This is a genomic window from Pantoea sp. SORGH_AS_0659, from assembly GCF_031453915.1.
Lineage (GTDB): Bacteria > Pseudomonadota > Gammaproteobacteria > Enterobacterales > Enterobacteriaceae > Pantoea > Pantoea leporis.
In genome coordinates this window covers 2,716,022-2,733,553 of sequence record NZ_JAVJAK010000001.1, presented here as the reverse complement: position 1 = coordinate 2,733,553, position 17,532 = coordinate 2,716,022, and the positions used below count along the sequence as shown (strand labels likewise).

General features: G+C 60.1%; 16 protein-coding genes. 15 read left to right on the top strand and 1 reads right to left on the bottom strand.

Features of this window, described 5'->3' with window-relative positions:
• Nucleotide 1: 1 nt before the first annotated feature.
• The 14 genes from Q3H59_RS12910 (at nucleotide 2) to Q3H59_RS12845 (ending at nucleotide 14,763) form a co-directional block, all read left to right on the top strand.
• Nucleotides 2-556: a hypothetical protein gene (locus tag Q3H59_RS12910; protein ID WP_110865893.1), complete on the top strand. Its 555-nt coding sequence runs from the start codon at nucleotides 2-4 to the stop codon at nucleotides 554-556.
• Complete coding sequence (locus tag Q3H59_RS12905; protein ID WP_309835231.1) at nucleotides 553-1,881, top strand: AMP-binding protein; 1,329 nt, start codon at nucleotides 553-555, stop codon at nucleotides 1,879-1,881. The genes Q3H59_RS12910 and Q3H59_RS12905 overlap by 4 nt, the downstream gene beginning before the upstream one ends.
• The gene (locus tag Q3H59_RS12900; RefSeq protein WP_110865895.1) at nucleotides 1,868-2,215 is read left to right on the top strand and encodes a beta-hydroxyacyl-ACP dehydratase; all 348 of its coding nucleotides are present in this window, start codon (nucleotides 1,868-1,870) and stop codon (nucleotides 2,213-2,215) included. The genes Q3H59_RS12905 and Q3H59_RS12900 overlap by 14 nt, the downstream gene beginning before the upstream one ends.
• Entirely contained in the window at nucleotides 2,209-3,903 is a 1,695-nt protein-coding gene (locus tag Q3H59_RS12895; protein WP_309835230.1) for a glycosyltransferase, read from the top strand. The genes Q3H59_RS12900 and Q3H59_RS12895 overlap by 7 nt, the downstream gene beginning before the upstream one ends.
• Entirely contained in the window at nucleotides 3,896-4,312 is a 417-nt protein-coding gene (locus Q3H59_RS12890; protein WP_309835228.1) for a thioesterase family protein, read from the top strand. The genes Q3H59_RS12895 and Q3H59_RS12890 overlap by 8 nt, the downstream gene beginning before the upstream one ends.
• Entirely contained in the window at nucleotides 4,312-4,920 is a 609-nt protein-coding gene (locus Q3H59_RS12885; RefSeq protein ID WP_370445552.1) for an outer membrane lipoprotein carrier protein LolA, read from the top strand. Before Q3H59_RS12890 ends, Q3H59_RS12885 begins: the two co-directional genes overlap by 1 nt.
• Nucleotides 4,886-7,207 carry an MMPL family transporter gene (locus Q3H59_RS12880; protein ID WP_309835224.1) on the top strand — a complete coding sequence of 774 codons (2,322 nt, stop codon included), beginning with the start codon at nucleotides 4,886-4,888 and terminating at the stop codon, nucleotides 7,205-7,207. Before Q3H59_RS12885 ends, Q3H59_RS12880 begins: the two co-directional genes overlap by 35 nt.
• The gene (locus Q3H59_RS12875; protein WP_222181783.1) at nucleotides 7,204-7,776 is read left to right on the top strand and encodes a DUF3261 domain-containing protein; all 573 of its coding nucleotides are present in this window, start codon (nucleotides 7,204-7,206) and stop codon (nucleotides 7,774-7,776) included. The genes Q3H59_RS12880 and Q3H59_RS12875 overlap by 4 nt, the downstream gene beginning before the upstream one ends.
• A complete protein-coding gene (locus Q3H59_RS12870; RefSeq protein WP_309835222.1) occupies nucleotides 7,773-8,930 on the top strand; it encodes a beta-ketoacyl-[acyl-carrier-protein] synthase family protein in 1,158 nt (385 codons plus the stop codon). Before Q3H59_RS12875 ends, Q3H59_RS12870 begins: the two co-directional genes overlap by 4 nt.
• Nucleotides 8,923-9,396 (top strand): 3-hydroxy-fatty acyl-ACP dehydratase, encoded by a 474-nt coding sequence (locus Q3H59_RS12865; RefSeq protein WP_309835218.1) that lies wholly within the window; start codon nucleotides 8,923-8,925, stop codon nucleotides 9,394-9,396. The genes Q3H59_RS12870 and Q3H59_RS12865 overlap by 8 nt, the downstream gene beginning before the upstream one ends.
• On the top strand, nucleotides 9,393-10,124 hold the full coding sequence (locus Q3H59_RS12860; protein WP_309835216.1) for a 3-ketoacyl-ACP reductase FabG2: 732 nt from the start codon (nucleotides 9,393-9,395) through the stop codon (nucleotides 10,122-10,124). The genes Q3H59_RS12865 and Q3H59_RS12860 overlap by 4 nt, the downstream gene beginning before the upstream one ends.
• A complete protein-coding gene (locus Q3H59_RS12855; protein WP_192413685.1) occupies nucleotides 10,121-11,356 on the top strand; it encodes a beta-ketoacyl-ACP synthase in 1,236 nt (411 codons plus the stop codon). Before Q3H59_RS12860 ends, Q3H59_RS12855 begins: the two co-directional genes overlap by 4 nt.
• A 717-nt stretch (nucleotides 11,357-12,073) precedes the next feature.
• Entirely contained in the window at nucleotides 12,074-14,275 is a 2,202-nt protein-coding gene (locus Q3H59_RS12850; protein ID WP_309835213.1) for a TonB-dependent siderophore receptor, read from the top strand.
• Between the two features lie 314 nt (nucleotides 14,276-14,589).
• Nucleotides 14,590-14,763, top strand: coding sequence for a hypothetical protein (locus Q3H59_RS12845; RefSeq protein WP_167391168.1), 174 nt, complete (start codon nucleotides 14,590-14,592; stop codon nucleotides 14,761-14,763).
• Here Q3H59_RS12845 and Q3H59_RS12840 read toward each other — a convergent pair.
• Complete coding sequence (locus Q3H59_RS12840) at nucleotides 14,760-15,908, bottom strand: beta-glucosidase (protein ID WP_309835211.1); 1,149 nt, start codon at nucleotides 15,906-15,908, stop codon at nucleotides 14,760-14,762. The genes Q3H59_RS12845 and Q3H59_RS12840 overlap by 4 nt on opposite strands.
• A gap of 160 nt (nucleotides 15,909-16,068) precedes the next feature.
• Here Q3H59_RS12840 and Q3H59_RS12835 point away from each other — a divergent pair, with 160 nt between their 5' ends.
• Nucleotides 16,069-17,532, top strand: a complete 1,464-nt coding sequence (locus Q3H59_RS12835; protein WP_101760872.1) for a phosphatidylserine/phosphatidylglycerophosphate/cardiolipin synthase family protein — start codon at nucleotides 16,069-16,071, stop codon at nucleotides 17,530-17,532.

The window sequence follows — 17,532 nt, the reverse complement described above, 5'->3', positions numbered from 1 at the left end:
CATGCTGCTGCGGCTGCTAAACGGAGCGGCGCTGCTGGCGTGGCCGTTTCTGGTGTGGTTAACCCTCACCCAGCCACAGTGGCGCGGCGTGACGGGCCTGCTGGCGCTGCTGTTTGTGCTGCGCGTCTGGACGCTGCGCCGCGCCGCCGGGCCGATGGCGCGCGTGATGCTACTGCTGGCGCTGGTGGGCAGCGCGTTATGCCTCGCCAGCCTGCTGCTGCGATCGCAACATCTGCTGCTGTGGTATCCGCTGGTGGTCAATGCATCGATGCTGCTGCTGTTTGGCGCGTCGCTGTGGAGCCCCATGCCGCTAGTGGAACGGCTGGCACGGCTGCGCGAACCGGATCTGCCGCCGCGCGCGGTGCGTTATACCCGCCGCGTAACGCAAGTGTGGTGCGGCTTTTTCATCTTCAACGGCAGCGTGGCGTTGCTCACCTGCCTGCTCAATGATGTCACGCTTTGGACACTCTGGAATGGGTGCATCAGCTATCTGCTGATGGGCACGCTGATGGGCGGCGAATGGCTGCTGCGTCAGCGCATAAGGAAACAGGCATGAACTTACATAGCCTCCGCGACTGGCTCAGCGCGCCGGATCGCATGGTGGCCTGGCACGGCCAACAGCAACATACGCTGCACACCTTGCGTCAGCAGGTGCGGGCGCTGGCCGATCGGCTGCAAAACCAGCCCGGCCAATATTGGGCGCTGTGCTTTGATAACAGCTATGCGTTTACCGCCGCGCTGCTGGCGCTGTGGCACGCCGGTAAAACGCCGGTGATCCCCGGACACTGTCGCGCGGCCCAGCTGGAAGAGATGGCCGACAGCCTGGATGGCGTGATCAGCGATATGCCGCTGGCAGTCGCGCTGCCGCAGCTGCGCTGGGACGGCGCGCTGGCGAGCGGTGCGTTACCGCCGATCGCCGCCGACGCCACGCTGGTGTTGTTCACCTCTGGTTCGACCGGCACGCCGCGTCGCGTAGTGAAATCGCTGCGCGCGCTGGATCTTGAAGCCCGCTGGCTCTCCAGCTTGTGGGGCGCACGCTTACGTGATTGCCATGTGATTGCCTCCGTCAGCCATCAACATCTGTATGGCCTGAGTTTTCGCATCGTGCTGCCGATGGCGTTGGGTTTACCCTTTGCCGCGCAGCAAATTTTCTACAGTGAACAGCTGGCCGATCATCCACCCGATCGTCGCTACGCGTTTATCAGCAGCCCAGCGTTTCTGCGGCGTCTCGATCCGGCATTGGCCGGGCCGCGCTGCGAACTGATCGTGTCCGCCGGTGGTGCGTTGCCGTGGACGGCGGCGCAGCATGCGCAACAGGCGCTGAGCTGTACGGTTGATGAAATCTATGGCAGCACCGAAACCGGCGTGATTGGCTGGCGCTCTGCACGTGAGGAGAACGCGCTGTGGCACTGTTTCCCGCAGATTACCCTGCGTGAGCAGGACGCCGGACGCTGGCGGGTGTTTTCCGCCTTGCTGGAAACCGATGACGGTTGCGCGCTCGACGATCGTATCGTGCAGCAGCCGTCCGGCCAGTTTCAGCTGGCGGGACGTCAGGATCGCGTGGTGAAGATCGAAGATAAACGCGTATCGCTGAGTGAAATTGAACGCCGCCTGCTGGCGTTGCCCGGCGTGGAAGATGCCGCCGCGCTGGCGATTCAGCGTCACGGTCGTCACGCGATTGGCGTGGTGCTGGCGCTGCCTGAGATGCTGGATGCGGCGACGCTGCATCAGCTAAAAATTGAGTGGAAACGCGCGCTGCAACCCTGGCTGGAGCCGGTGGCGATTCCGCGCTATTGGCGCGTGGTGACGTCGATTCCTGTCACCGCACAAAGTAAACGCGCCTGGCCACAAATTGAGGAGTTATTTGATGCTGCCGGTTGAACTGCATGCCGAACAGCAGGGCGATGCACTGACATTGCGCCTGCACGTTGTTGCCGACCTCTTTTGGTTTCGCGGCCATTTCCCGACGCTGCCAATCCTGCCCGGCGTGGCGCAGCTCGACTGGGCGCTGCATTACGGCCTGACGCGTTTAGCCATCGGTAAATCTTTCGCCGCGATTGACAATATCAAGTTCCAGCAGCCGGTGCCGCCGGATGCCGAGCTGGCCTTACAGCTGCAGTGGCAGGCAGAAAAATCGCTGCTCAGTTTCAGCTACAGCCTGATCAACGGCGATGTGGCGACGGTGGCCAGCAGCGGGAAGATCCGCCTGTGTTGAGTTCTCACTTCACGCCTTGTGTGCTGATTCCCTGCTATAACCACGGCGCGATGCTGGCGTCGGTGCTGGCGCGGCTGGCACCGTTCAACTTGCCGGTGATTCTGGTGGATGACGGCAGCGATGCCACCACCAAACAGCAGATTGCGGCGCTGGAGGCACCACAGTTGCAGGTGCTGACGCTACCCCACAATCAGGGCAAAGGCGCGGCGGTGATTGCCGGGATGCGCGCGGCGGCGGCGGCGGGTTACAGCCACGCGCTGCAACTGGATGCCGATGGCCAGCATCAGGTGGAAGACACGCCGCGTATGCTGGCCGAAGCGCAGCGTTATCCGCACTGTCTGATCTCCGGTCAGCCGCTTTACGACGCCTCGATTCCCAAATCGCGCCTCTATGGCCGCTACATCACCCATTTCTGGGTGTGGGTAGAAACGCTGTCGTTCTCGCTGAAAGACAGCATGTGCGGCTTCCGCGTCTATCCGCTCGCGCCATCGCTGGCGTTGTGCGATCGCCGTCCCATTGGTCAGCGCATGGATTTCGACACCGAAATCATGGTGCGCCTCTATTGGCAGGGCACGCCGAGCCGTTTTATCACCACGCGCGTGACCTATCCGGCCAGCGGCGTATCGCACTTTGATGCGCTGCGGGACAACCTGCGCATCTCATGGATGCACACGCGGCTGTTCTTCGGCATGTTGCCACGCATCCCGCAGTTACTGCGTCAGCGTAGTGATGCGCAACACTGGTCTGCAACGCCGGAACGACGCGGGCAGAGCGGTTTGCGCTTTATGCTGTGGCTCTATCGCCGCGCCGGACGCTTGCCTTTTATCTTGCTGCTGTGGCCGGTGGTGGCGGTTTACTGGCTAACCGGACGCACAGCGCGCGCCGCCTCGCAGCAGTGGCTGACGCGAGTACGGGCGATGGCGCAGCGGCAGAACATCGCGCTGCCTGCGCCGCTCAGCAGCTATCGTCACTTTTTGCGTTTCGGCTACAGCATGCTGGATAAAGTCGCTAGCTGGCGCGGCGATCTGCAATGGGGACGCGACATTGATTTCGCGCCGGGTGCGGAAGCCACCATTCGCGCCGCCGAGGGCAAAGGCCATCTGATTCTGGCCTCGCATCTCGGTGATATCGAAGCCTGCCGCGCGATGGCCAAACAGGTCAGCGGATTGGTGATTAATGCGCTGGTGTTTACAGACAATGCGCAACGCTTCCGCGAAGTGCTGGAGAGCATTGCACCGCAGGCGGGCGTCAATCTGCTGCCGGTCACCGATATCGGTCCGGACACCGCCATTCTGCTGCAGCAAAAACTCGATGCCGGTGAATGGGTGGCGATTGTTGGCGATCGTACTGCCGTGCATCGCCAGCGCGGCGGCGAGCGTCGCGTGGTGTGGAGTGAATTTATGGGCCATCCTGCACCGTTTCCCCAGGGACCGTTTGTGCTGGCGGCGGCGTTGCGCTGTCCAGTGCTGCTGATGTTCGCCCTGCGCGAACAGGGGCGATTGCGGGTGCACTGCGAAGCCTTTGCCGATCCGCTCTCGCTGCCGCGCGCCCAGCGCCAGCAGGCGTTACAGGCCACCGTCGATCGCTACGCCGAACGGTTACAACAGCACGCGCTGATGGCGCCGCTGGATTGGTTTAACTTTTACGATTTCTGGACGTTGCCCGAGGAGAAAAGCCGCGATGAGTGAAAGCAACTACCGCGCTGAGGTGGACATTACCGTGTCGTTTCACGACTGCGATCCGATGGGCGTGGTGTGGCACGGCAACTATTTCCGCTTTTTTGAAGTGGCGCGCGAAGCCTTGCTGCGCAGCGTCAATTACAGCTACGGCGAAATGGCCGCCAGCGGCTACGTCTGGCCGGTGGTCGATACCCATGTGAAATACCGCCAGCCGCTGCGCTGCGAAGAGATGGTACGCGTCGTTGCCAGTATCAGCGAATACGAAAACCGTTTACGCATTGATTATGTGATCCGCAACGCGGCGGGGCAGGTGACCACCAAAGCACACACGCTGCAGGTGGCGGTCAATGCGGCGACGCAGGAGATGTGTTTTGTCTCGCCCGATATTCTGTTTGAACGCCTGGGAGTGAAACCGTGATCAGAACCCTTTGTCTGCTGCTGCTGGTGATCTGCGCCAACGCCAGCGCGGTCACGCTCGAGCAGTTGCAACAGCGCTTTGCCAGCCAACCGGTGATCCGCGCCAATTTTGTTCAGGTGCGCACCATTGCCGGCATGGCGCAGCCGCTGGTGTCACGCGGTCAGTTGCTGATCGCCCAGCAGCAGGGTTTGTGGTGGCAGCAAGCCACGCCGTTCCCGCTGATGCTGATCCTTGATGATAAGCGCATGGTGCAGAGCATGAGCGGCCAGCCGCCGCAGGTGATCACCGCCGACAGCAATCCGCAGATGTTCCAGTTCAACCATTTGTTGCGCGCGCTGTTCCAGGCAGATGAAAAGGTGCTGCGTGAGAATTTTGCGCTCGATTTCCACGATCTGGGCAACAATCGCTGGCAACTTGGTTTGACGCCGAAAGCCGCGCCGCTGAATAAGATCTTTAACCGTATCGATCTGCAAGGCGAGGCGTTTCTTAATCGCATCACGCTGGATGACAAGCAGGGCGATAAAACCGAGATCACCCTTAGCGCTACCCGTACCGAACCGAAACAGTTAACCGATGAAGAGCGAGCCCGTTTTGCCCCAGCGCAGTGAAAAAACCGTTGCGCTGCTGTGGCTGGCGGTGTGCCTGACGTTAGCGCTGGCGCTGGCGGTTTTACTGCCGCGCAGCCAGCTGAACAGCAGCGTGCTGGCGTTGTTGCCGCAGCAAAACCTCGGCCAGGCACCAGCGGAGATCCAGCACGGCTTTATGCAGCGCCTCGATCGTCAACTGGTGTGGCTGGTAAGTGCCAACGATCACCACGGCGATGCGGTTGCGGCCTGGTGGCAAGCGCAGCTGCAAGCCTTGCCGATGCTGAAACAGGTGAGCGGCGAACTGGATGACGATCAGATGCAGCGCTGGGGCGCCTATGCGTTTCAACATCGCAACGGCTTGATCGATCCGGTCACGCGCGCACGCTTGCAGAACGGCGGTGGCGCGCAGGCCGACTGGATTCTGGCGCAGCTGTTCTCGGCTTTCGCGGGCGTCGGCAGCAAAGAGATCGGCCACGATCCGCTGCTGCTGGTGCGCGGCGCGCAACTGGCGATGCAGCAGAACGCCAACAAAATGCTGCTGCATAACGGCTGGCTGACGGTCAAGGATGCGCAGCAGCGCCGCTGGTATTTCCTGCACGGCGAGCTGGCGAGCAATGCTTTCAGTATCAAAGAGAGCCACCAGCTGGTGACCGCGCTCAATCAGCTGGAGCAACAGCTGAAAACCCGCTGGCCGGATGCGCAACTGCTGACGCGTGGCACGGTGCTGTTTAGCGACGATGCCAGCCAGCGCGCGCAGCATGATGTCGAAACCCTCGGCAGCGCAACGTTAGCGGGATTGCTGCTGCTGGTGTGGCTGGTGTTCCGTTCATTACGGCCGCTGGCGCTCTGTGCGCTGTCGGTGGCGATGGGCGCGATGGCAGGCACGGTGCTGACGCTGCTCTGTTTTGGTGAGCTGCATCTCACCACCTTAGTGATGAGCCTCAGCATTGTCGGTATCTCTGCCGATTATACGCTCTACTACCTGACGGAACGCATGGTGCATGGCGAGCAAGCCACGCCGTGGCAAAGCTTGCATAAGGTGCGCGGCACGCTGCTGCTGGCGCTCGGCACCACAGCGATTGCCTGGCTGCTGATGCTGCTGGCACCGTTCCCCGGCTTGCGCCAGCTGGCGGTATTTGCCGCCAGCGGATTAAGCGCTTCCTGCCTGACGGTGATCTGTTTTTATCCGTGGCTGGTGCGTGGTTTACCGGTGCGACCGATTCCGGCCATGGTGTGGCTGGCGCGCTGGCTGGCCGCGTGGCGGCGTAATAACTGGCTGAAGCGCGGCTTACCGGCGCTGGTGGCGATCTATGCGCTAAGCGGCATGCTGCAACTCAAGGTCGATGATGATATTGCCCATCTGCAAAGCGCCCCGGCGCAGCTGTTAGCGCAGGATCGTCAGCTGGCGCAGCTCACCGGTCAGCAGGCCGATCAAACCTGGTTTGTGGTGTGGGGCGATGATGAACAGCAAGCACTGCAACGGCTGAGCGCGTTAACACCGAAGCTGCAGCAGGCGCAGCAGCGCGGTTGGTTTAGCAGTTATCGCGTGCTGCCGCTCAGTTCGCTGGCGCAGCAGCAGCAGGATGTAGCGCTGCTACAGCAGGCTGCACCAACCATTCTGGATCGATTGAAGCAGGCGGGCATTACTGTAGCGAATGCTAATCTCAGCGCCATGCCGGTGACCGCCGCCGACTGGCTGGCGAGCCCGCTGAGTGAAGGCTGGCGGCTGCTGTGGCTGTCGCTGCCGGACGGACGCAGCAGCGTGCTGGTGCCGATCGGCGGCGTTAAAAACAGCGCCGCGTTGCAGCAGCTGGCATCCCAGCAGGCGGGCGTCAGTTGGGTTGATCGCAAGGCCAGCTATGATGAACTGTTCCGCTTCTGGCGCACGCTGCTGAGCGGATTGCTGGCGCTGGCATTATTGCTGATTACCGGCAGCTATATGCTACGGCTGGGCGTTAAAGCCGGGATGCGCAGCGCGCTGCCGTCGTGGCTGTCGCTGGCGGCGGCGCTGGCGACGCTGGGCTGGATCGGCGCGAGCCTCAATCTGTTTGCCTTGCTGGCGCTGATTCTGGTGCTGGGCATCGGCATCAACTACACGCTGTTCTTCAGCAATCCGCGCGGCACGCCGTTAACCTCCATGCTGGCGGTGACGCTGGCGATGATGACCACACTGTTAACGCTCGGCATGCTGGTATTCAGCAGCACCGCCGCCATCAGTGGTTTTGGTACCGTGCTGTGCAGCGGGATTTTTTGTGCATTCATGCTGGCGCCGCTGGCGCTGGCCCCGGGAAAAAGGAAGCGACGATGAAAATGGGCATTTTGCTGCTGTTGAGCCTGCTGGTAAGCGGCTGCGCGCAGCATCAGAGGGACCTCAATCGGCCAACCGCGTGGTTGAAGCCGGGCGTGCGCGTCATGCTGCCGGCGCCGGGCATCTCGCCGGCGTTTCAGCAGCAGCAGTTGCTGACCGGCCACGCCAAAGGCAAAACCCAGTCGCTGCTGGTGCTGCTGAGCGCGGATTCACAGCAGCTGAGCCTCGCCGGTTTGTCATCGCTTGGCATTCGCCTGTTCCGCGTCACCTATGATAAAAACGGCATTCACACGCAGCAGATGATGGCGCTGCCGGAAATGCCGCCCGCCAGTCAGGTGTTGGCGGATGTGATGCTGAGCCACTGGCCGATCAGCGCGTGGCAGCCGCAGTTGCCGCGTGGCTGGACGCTGACCGACATCGACGATCGTCGCGAGCTGCGCGATGCGTCCGGCAAGGTGGTGACGCTGATTCGCTATCTGCAACGCGGCGAGTTGCGTGAGCCGATCAGCATCGATCAACGTGCGTTTGGTTATCAGATTCAAATCCAACATCTGGATGCCTCATCATGATTTACATCTCCGCCTTTGGCATGGTGAATGCGCTGGGCAACAACCTGGCGCAAATTGCCGCGCAGTTGCAAGCGGGCCACGCGCCCGGCATGCAACCGCGCGACGGCTGGCTGCAAGACGGCAAACGCTGCTGGCTGGGTGAAGTGCAGGGCGCATTGCCGCTGATTCCTGCCGCGCTGGCGGCGCATAACACCCGCAACAATCAGCTGCTGCTGGCCGCGCTGGCGCAGATACGCCCGGCAGTGGATGCGGCGATCGCGCAATATGGGCGCGATCGCGTGGCGATTGTGCTTGGCACCAGCACCTCCGGCGTTGATGAAGGCGATCGTCAGGTGGATGACGCCTTGTCGGGCTACGATTACCGCATGCAGGAGCTTGGCGATCCATCACGCTTCCTGGCGCATTTTTTAGCGCTGGACGGTCCGGCTTACACCATTTCGACTGCCTGCTCATCCAGTGCGCGCGCCATAATTAGCGGCCAACGTTTGATTGATGCTGGTTTAGCGGACGTGGCGCTGGTGGGCGGCGCGGATTCGCTAAGTCGTATGCCGATTAACGGTTTCGCCAGCCTGGATTCGCTTTCTGAACGTCACTGCGCGCCGTTTAGCGCCGATCGCGACGGCATTTCGATTGGTGAAGCTGCCGCGCTGCTGCTGCTGACGCGCGAAAAGCAGCCGCTGGCGCTGCTCGGCTGCGGTGAATCGTCGGACGCGTGGCACATGTCGGCACCGCATCCTGAAGGCGTCGGCGCCGAGCGCGCTATGCTGATGGCGCTGCAACAGGCGGGTTTACAGCCGCAGGATGTTGGTTACATCAACCTGCACGGTACCGCCACGCCGCTGAACGATCAGGTGGAGTCTGCGGTGATTCATCGCCTGTTTGGCGATCGCGTGCCGTGTAGCTCAACCAAACACCTGACCGGCCACACGCTGGGCGCGGCGGGCGCCACCGAAGCGGCTTTAGCCGCACTGATTCTGCAGCAGCATCTGCCGCTGCCGCCACAGGATTTCTCGCTGGCGGCACGCGATACCTCGCTGCCGGCATGCGGTTTGATCACCGCACCACAGCCTTTGGCGCGCCCGGTGATTGCCTCAAATTCGTTTGCTTTTGGCGGGAACAATACCTGCCTGATTGTAGGAAAGACTTATGAGTGATTTTCTGCCGGTTGATGCTTATCTGCCGCATCGTGCACCGATGTTGCTGCTGGATCGCGTCATCCAGGTCACCGACGACAGCGTGACCTGCGAAGTCAGTATCAACGCGACAGGCGTGCTGGCCCCTTTTCTCACCCCACCGGGCGATTTACCGGCGTGGTACGGCGTGGAGATCATGGCGCAGACCGTTGGCGTCTGGTCGGGCTTTCATGCGCGTCAGCGCGGCGACAGTGAGATTCGTCCCGGCATGCTGCTTGGCGGACGCGGTTATCGTGCCAGCAGCGCCGCTTTCGCCGCCAACAGCACGCTGCGCGTTGAGATGCGCCTGCTGATGCGTGACGACCGATTGGGCAGCTTCGAAGGGGAGATTCGCTGCGGCGAGGCGATCATCGCCAGCGGGCGGCTGAATACCTATCAGCCCAATGAACACGAGTTAATTCAATTGCAACAAGGAGTTCAGCCATGACACGCAGAGTTTTAGTGACCGGCGCAAGTAAAGGTATTGGCCGCGCCATCGCACTGCGTCTGGCGCAGGATGGCTTTGAGATAGTGGTGCATTATCACCGCGACAGCGCCGGTGCCGCGCAGACGCTGGCTGAGATTGAGGCGGCGGGCGGATGTGGGCGCACCTTGCAGTTTGACGTGGCGCAGCGCGATGCCACACGCAGCGCACTGGAACAGGATATCGCCGCACACGGCGCCTACTACGGCGTGGTGAGCAATGCGGGCATCACGCGCGATGCGGCGTTCCCGGCGCTGACCGATGACGAGTGGGACAGCGTGATCCACACCAATCTCGACAGCTTCTACAACGTGATTCATCCGTGCGTGATGCCGATGATTGGCCTGCGCAAGGGCGGACGCATTATTACGCTCTCCTCGGTTTCGGGGATCATGGGCAATCGCGGCCAGGTCAACTACAGCGCGGCCAAAGCCGGTATTATCGGTGCCACCAAAGCGCTGGCGATTGAGCTGGCGAAACGCAAAATTACCGTTAACTGCATCGCGCCCGGCTTGATTGATACCGGTATGACCGATCTTGAGCCGCTGGTGATTGACGAGGCGATGAAGCTGATCCCGATGAAGCGCATGGGCGCGGCGGATGAAGTCGCCGGACTGGCCAGCTACTTAATGTCGGACATCGCGGGCTACGTCACGCGTCAGGTGATTTCAATCAATGGAGGTATGCTGTGATTCAGCGCGTAGTGGTAACCGGCATGGGCGGCGTGACCGCTTTTGGTGAGCGCTGGAGCGCGGTGGCTGAGCGGATCAAACAGGGCAAAAATGCGGTGCGCCATATGCCGGAATGGCAAGTGTACGACGGCTTGCACACGCTGCTCGGCGCGCCGGTGGACGACTTTACGCCGCCAGCGCATTACACGCGCAAACGCATTCGTTCGATGGGGCGCGTCTCACTGATGGCAACGCGCGCCACCGAACTCGCGCTGGAGCAGGCCGGTTTGATCGATCATCCGGTGCTGACCAGCGGTGAAACCGGCATTGCTTACGGCTCCTCAACCGGCAGCACCGGACCGGTGAGTGAATTTGCCACTATGCTGACGGAAAAGCACACCAACAACATTACCGGCACCACTTACGTGCAGATGATGCCGCACACCACCGCCGTTAACGCGGGCCTGTTCTTTGGCCTGCGCGGCCGGGTGATCCCGACGTCCAGCGCCTGTACGTCGGGCAGCCAGGCGATCGGCTATGCGTGGGAAGCGATTCGCCACGGTTACCAAACCGTGATGGTGGCGGGGGGTGCGGAAGAGCTGTGTCCATCCGAAGCGGCGGTGTTTGACACGCTGTTCGCCACCAGCCAGCGTAACGACGCGCCGCATACGTCGCCCGCGCCGTTCGACCAGCAGCGCGACGGATTAGTGATTGGCGAAGGTGCAGGCACCTTGATCCTCGAATCGCTGGAACATGCGCAGGCGCGCGGAGCCACCATTTATGCCGAGCTGGTGGGTTTCCACACCAACTGCGATGCCGCGCATATCACCCAGCCGCAGCGTGAAACCATGCAGATTTGTATCGAGCGCGCGCTGAAAACCGCCGGCGTCACGGCGGAGCAGATTGGCTATATCAATGCCCACGGCACCGCCACCGATCGCGGCGATATCGCCGAGAGTCAGGCCACCGCAGCGATCTATGGCAACAGCACGCCAATCTCTTCGCTGAAAAGCTACTTTGGCCATACGCTGGGCGCGTGCGGGGCGCTGGAAGCCTGGATGAGCATTGAGATGATGCGTGAAGGCTGGTTTGCGCCGACGCTGAACCTGTCGCAACCGGCCGCTGAATGCGGTGAACTTGATTACATCATCGGTGAAGCGCGCCAGATTGAGACAGATTACATCCAATCCAATAACTTTGCCTTTGGCGGGATTAACACTTCGCTGGTGTTTAAACGCTGGCGCGAAGGCTGATAGCAGGTCGCCATGAATGGCGCTTGTTAGTTAAGTCCGCGACGAACGCATGCCGGATGCGCTTTTGGTCCGGCGGTCCTCGCGCCGCTTACGCGGTACCTTCACTTCACTCGTTTGCCTGACGGACCGGCGGAGACGGGACTTCCTTATCCCGGCTCCGCCTTTCGCCCGCGTCCTGCGGGCTCTCCTGGCTTCCTCGCTTCGTTCAGCGCTGCGGATTGCCTGACCAAAAGCGCACCCGGCCTGCTCGTAAGCTTCGGTACATGTTGTTGAAAAGGGCACAGTTGCCAGAGGCGCTGGCGCGTCTGCTGCGGCAAAAGGGCTATTCGCAGCGCTGAGGCTTTTACGTTGGGCCAGGAGCCTCACGTATGGATGCGTGAGGCAGTTCGGGGTCGGCCAGGGAAGGCCGATCCGCGAACGGTCCGTTGGCACGACATGGAAGCCGAAGGCACCGCGCTAGCGGCGCGAGGACGGCCCGTGACACAGCAGATGTGTCAGAGCCCGCTACCTAGTCAAAGCAAAACCCTTTCTTCAGTGATAAGCATTGGTCGCCATGAATGAATGGCGACCCTATAAGACCGGGCAGGGTACCCATTGCACCACTCCTCCATGATATGAACGCAAAAAGTGGGATTTTTCTTGCTTTCGCACAACGACTGCGCATAATCGCAAACCGCAATAATAATGATTATCACTTCGTTTGCATTAGGGGATCCCATGCGCACTATGCCTTTCAATCCCGGACTGAAACCGACGCTGTTGGCCGTAATGGTCAGCGCCGGTTGTTTGCCAGTGATGGCTGCTACCACCAACACCACAACCTCAACTGACGCGAAAAACGAGCAGCAGACGCTGACCGTGACCGCGACACCGCAAACCGATTTCAAACCAGGCGGCAACGATCTGGTACCGGCTTTCCTCGATGGCCAGGTTGCACACGGCGGCCGCCTTGGCATGCTGGGTGAGCAGAACGCCATGGACGTGCCGTTCAACGTCATTGGTTTTACCTCGAAAATGATTCAGGATCAGCAGGCGCAAACCATCGGTGACGTGGTGCGCAACGATGCTGGCGTGCAGAATCTGAAAGGCTACGGCAACTTTGCCGAGAGCTATCGCATTCGTGGCTTCAAGCTGGACGGCGATGCCATGACCTACGGCGGCCTGGCGGGTATCGTGCCGCGTCAGGTGATGGATGCCTCACTGATTGATCGCGTGGAGATCTTCAAAGGGGCTAACGCCTTGCTGAACGGTTCGGCGGAGAGCGGCGTCGGCGGCATGATTAACCTCGAGCCGAAGCACGCTGATGATACGCCGCTGACGCGCATCGGGGTGGACTACACGTCCGGTTCCCAGGTGGGCGGCACCGCCGATATTGGTCGTCGTTTTGGCGACGATAATCAGTTTGGCGTGCGTCTGAATGCGGTTAACCGCGAAGGCGGCACCGAGGTGGATGGCGAGAAAAAACGCACCACCGCTGCGTCACTCGGGCTGGATTATCGTGGCGCTCGTCTGCGTACGTCGCTCGACGTTGGCTACCAGAAAAAGACCTTCCACGATGCGCGTAACGGCGTCAACATCAGCGGCATCGATTTCATTCCTGATGTGCCGTCCAACGCGAAAAACTACAGCCAGAAGTGGGTGTTCAGCGATATCGAGTCGGAGTTTGGTCTGGCGAAAGCCGAATACGATCTGACCGATCAGTGGACCGCCTATGCGGGCCTCGGCGCGCAGCACACACATGAAGTGGGCAACTACGGCATTCCGAAGATCCTCGACAGCGCCGGCAACGCCACCATTGGTCGCTTCCGCACCAATCGCGTGCAGGACAACATGAGCGGCATGGTTGGCCTGCGTGGTGATTTCACCACCGGTCCGGTGACGCATAAAGTGAATTTCGGTTATTCGGCGATGACCACGAATGCGAAAAACAGCTATCGCATGTCGTCGGGCAACGATGCCAACGTAAATATTTATCACCCGCAGGATGTGGCTGAACCGGATAGCGTGTTCGCCGGTGGCGCTAAGTTCAGCGATCCGCTGACCACTTACCGTTCACGTTCGCAAGGCTACCTGCTGAGCGATACGCTGGGCTTCTTTGATGACACCTTGCTGGCAACCGTCGGCGCGCGTCATCAAAAAGTGGTGGTGCGTAACTACGGTTATGACGGCGTTGAAGATACCGCGACACGTTTCGACAGCAGCCGTTGGTTGCCGGCCTACGGTTTGCTGTATAAAGCCACACAAAATATCTCGCTGTATGCCAACCATACCGAATCGCTGACGCCAGGCACCGCCGCGCCGTTTACCGCCACCAACTACGGTAGCGTGACCGGCATCGTACATGCTAAGCAGAACGAAGTGGGTGTCAAAGCGGACTTTGGTCGCGTCGGCGGATCGCTGGCGCTGTTTGAAATCAAACAGCCGGTTGGCGTGCTGAACAATTCGGTCTACCAGCTGAATGGCGAGCAGCGCAACCGTGGCGTGGAGTTGAACGTATTCGGTGAGCCGGTGCTGGGCCTGCGTCTTAACAGCAGCGCCACCTGGATCGATCCGGATATGACCAAAACCGGTGACAGCGATCAGGATGGCAAAAATGCCATCGGCGTACCGCGCTTCACTGCGGCGCTGGGGGCGGAGTATGACATCAAGCCGGTGGACGGTTTGACCGCCACGGCATTGCTGAACTACACCGGTTCACAATATGCCGACCTGGCAAACAACATGAAGCTGGATGATTACACCACGCTGGATTTGGGTCTGCGTTACCGCATGAAGGTTAACCAGAACGATATGGTGTGGCGCGTGGGCGTGGATAACGTCACCAATGAGAAATATTGGGCCAATGTTGATGACAGCGGCACCTATTTGTCGCAGGGTGAACCACGCACGGTGAAGGTTTCACTCAGCTACGATTTCTAATCTGTTCTCGAATGGGGCGCGCCTGTGCCCCATTATTTCTCCGCCAGAAATTTTCCTGTAACTTAGGGCGCATTGCATTACACTCTGTGCGGCAATCCTGCGCGAAAACTCGCCTTTATTTTTGAGTCATCATGAGTTCACCTGCACCACCAGACGACCACGACGAACCTTATCGGCAGCCGCTCGACGACGCGCTCTTCGCCATTGTGGTGCTTGCAGTCACTTCGGTTACGCTTATAATCTTCGTCCTGATGATTACGCTGTGGATGAGTTAAGGTCAGCACCGGGAAAAGGAAGCCTGTAAGGAGATGTCGATGGAATCCAGCGATGACAAACTGATCGCCATAATTGGCCTGCTCTCCGCCTGTTTAATTGGCGTGGTGTTTCTCTTCACCATGACCTGGCTCACCGACGTGCGTCACCCCGCGGATCCTTCACTCGATGTGCAAACCTGCCCGCAAAAACCCGCCACTACGCAACAGTCTTAGCTTTTTGTCTGCCAGTTCTGCCACTTAATCTGTTGACTGCGCAACTCCAGCGCCAGCGCCTCATGCAGGGTGCGATTGCCATTGGGATCGCCGAGGCCAAACAGCGCGCCCGGTGAACGCCGATCGTCGGCCCACGCCGGATACTCCACCACCGGATAGAGTGAAATCCCTTCCAGCGCCACGCCGTGATCCAACGCCAGACGCGCTTCTTCACTGATCTGCCGCAGCCAGGGCGCTCGCGCATCACCTTCGGCTCCGGTTTCGGCCAGAATCATCGGGCGCTGATAACGTTGCCAGCACTGCATTAACAAACGGTGCAGCGGTTGGCGCGTCGGATGGTCGAACGGAATGGTTTCGCCTGAGAAAAACCAGTGATTGTCGGGATAGTAATTAAGACCCAGAATATCGAGGAAATCCGCGCGGCCACCCAGTTCAGGCGCATCGCGTCCGCCAATCCAATCCCAGGCTTCAAACTGCGCCTGATGCTGCGCGTCGGCATAAGGTTTGCTGTCGGGATTATCGGGATCGGTCGCCACCTGCACCAGCGGATCGGTCAGCACAAAGCGGGCATCGGGATAAACCTCGCGAATGGCGTGCATCGCCGCCAGCGAGGCGCGCACTAATTGGCGCTTCAGCTCACGACCGCGATCGCTGGCGTAGGGATCGAGCCAGGAAACATCCGCGCCAGCCCACGACCAGAATGAGATCTGATTGATCGGCGTGAAAAAGGGCTTTTCGATGCCTTCATCGCGCATCAGTTGCGCCATCGCGCGGGCGAAGCGTTCAAAGTGATCGATAAAGCTGGCTTTCCAGATATCCAGGTGATCGGGATAGCCAAAGTGCGCCAGCTCCCAGATAATCTGCATATCGTGACGCGCCGCGGCGTGCACCATCGGCAGAAAGGTGCGCCAGTCATATTCATTGGGCACGGCTTCAATCAGATGCCAGCGAGCGCCATCGCGCGCGGTGTGCAAACCTTCCTGCGCCAGTGCGGCATAATCTTTCTCCAGCAGCATGTCGTGGCCGCTGCTGATCACCATATCGAGCCGACGTCCGCCTGCGCGACGGGCGGTTGAACAGGGAAAACTGCCCTGAAAGAAACTGCGGAACAGCTGAGGGTGATGGCGCAGGGATTGCTGAGTCATAATCCTCTCCTCACATTGAGCGCCGGATGCAGAATGCAGAACGCCTGGCTAAGTCTAGACTAAATTGACGGTGCGCCATTGGGCAGAAAAGGAAGCCTCCGATTGCTTCTTCGCGCATTGATACCAACAATAATAGGTCCACAGCTTTCAGGGATTCACTATGAGTGAAGCAGCAACCTCTTTGCCGCCTGAGGAACATTCGGGCAACCGGCTGAAACCGAGTGTTGAGGCGCGTTGCGCACGACATCCGGGCATGAGCGGCATTCATCCGCTCAACGATGGATTGGACGCTTTTGCTGCGCGCTATCAGTTGATGAGCATGGCGCAGCACACCATTGATGTGCAGTACTACATTTGGCACAACGATATGTCCGGCCGCTTGCTGTTCAGCGCGCTGCTGGACGCCGCCGAGCGCGGGGTAAAAGTGCGATTGCTGCTGGATGACAACAACACGCCGGGTTTGGATGAGACGCTGGCGGAACTCGATCGCCACGCCAATATCGCCGTGCGCTTGTTTAATCCGTTCTCGTTCCGCACGCTGCGCGCGCTCGGTTATCTCACCGATTTTTCCCGCCTCAATCGACGTATGCACAATAAGAGCCTGACGGTGGATGGCGCGGCGACGCTGGTGGGCGGGCGCAATATCGGCGACGAATATTTTGGCACCGGCGATGAACCACTGTTTACCGATCTCGATGTCCTGGCGATTGGTCCGGTGGTCGACGAAGTGACGCAGGATTTCGAACGCTACTGGCGCAGTAAAGCGGTATCGCCGCTGCGCAAGGTGGTTGATGTGAGCGGCGATGCGCATCAGGCGGTGCGCTTGCCACAAGAGTGGCAGCAGAGTGAAGCGGTGGAGCGCTATCTGGCACGGTTGGAGCACTCGTCGTTTATTAGCCAGATGGAGCAGGGCGAGCTGGAGATGACGTGGGCGGAATCGCGGCTGCTGAGTGATGATCCGCGTAAAGGGCTCGGCAAAGCAAAACGCCGCAGTTTACTGCCGCAGCGCATGCTAGAGGTCATCGGCACGCCGCAGCAGCAGTTCGATATTATCTCGGCCTATTTTGTCCCGACACGATCTGGCGTGGCGCAGCTGCTGGCATTGAAGCGGCGCGGGGTGAAGATAGCCATCCTTACCAATTCGCTGGCGGCCAATGACGTCACGGTGGTGCACGCCGGTTATGCGCGCTGGCGCAAAAAACTGCTGCGCCACGGCATCGCGCTGTATGAACTGAAGCCGCAGGACAATCCGCAAACCGCGCCACACGATCGCGGTATCACCGGTAATTCAGGTTCCAGTTTGCATGCCAAAACCTTCACCGTGGACAATCGCAAAGTATTTATCGGCTCGTTCAATTTCGATCCGCGTTCCGCCATGCTGAACACCGAAATGGGGTTGGTGATTGAGAGTGAAGCCCTGGCGCAGCAAACGCATCAGCGCTTTATTGCCGGGATGCGCGATCGCGCCTGGACGCTACGTCTGGATAAGTGGGGACGCGTCAATTGGGTCGAGTTTGCTAACGAGCAGGGCGAAGTGGTGCACAAACATGAACCGCAATGCACGCTGCTGCAGCGCTTGCTGGTGCGACTGGTGTGGCGCTTGCCGGTTGAGTGGCTGCTTTAG

Coding starts and splice junctions, on each gene's coding strand:
- Q3H59_RS12910 (WP_110865893.1), top strand. CDS start 2: ATGCTGCTGCGGCTGCTAAACGGAGCGGCGCTGCTGGCGTGGCCGTTT.
- Q3H59_RS12905 (WP_309835231.1), top strand. CDS start 553: ATGAACTTACATAGCCTCCGCGACTGGCTCAGCGCGCCGGATCGCATG.
- Q3H59_RS12900 (WP_110865895.1), top strand. CDS start 1,868: ATGCTGCCGGTTGAACTGCATGCCGAACAGCAGGGCGATGCACTGACA.
- Q3H59_RS12890 (WP_309835228.1), top strand. CDS start 3,896: ATGAGTGAAAGCAACTACCGCGCTGAGGTGGACATTACCGTGTCGTTT.
- Q3H59_RS12880 (WP_309835224.1), top strand. CDS start 4,886: ATGAAGAGCGAGCCCGTTTTGCCCCAGCGCAGTGAAAAAACCGTTGCG.
- Q3H59_RS12875 (WP_222181783.1), top strand. CDS start 7,204: ATGAAAATGGGCATTTTGCTGCTGTTGAGCCTGCTGGTAAGCGGCTGC.
- Q3H59_RS12870 (WP_309835222.1), top strand. CDS start 7,773: ATGATTTACATCTCCGCCTTTGGCATGGTGAATGCGCTGGGCAACAAC.
- Q3H59_RS12865 (WP_309835218.1), top strand. CDS start 8,923: ATGAGTGATTTTCTGCCGGTTGATGCTTATCTGCCGCATCGTGCACCG.
- Q3H59_RS12860 (WP_309835216.1), top strand. CDS start 9,393: ATGACACGCAGAGTTTTAGTGACCGGCGCAAGTAAAGGTATTGGCCGC.
- Q3H59_RS12850 (WP_309835213.1), top strand. CDS start 12,074: ATGCGCACTATGCCTTTCAATCCCGGACTGAAACCGACGCTGTTGGCC.
- Q3H59_RS12845 (WP_167391168.1), top strand. CDS start 14,590: ATGGAATCCAGCGATGACAAACTGATCGCCATAATTGGCCTGCTCTCC.
- Q3H59_RS12840 (WP_309835211.1), bottom strand. CDS start 15,908: ATGACTCAGCAATCCCTGCGCCATCACCCTCAGCTGTTCCGCAGTTTC.
- Q3H59_RS12835 (WP_101760872.1), top strand. CDS start 16,069: ATGAGTGAAGCAGCAACCTCTTTGCCGCCTGAGGAACATTCGGGCAAC.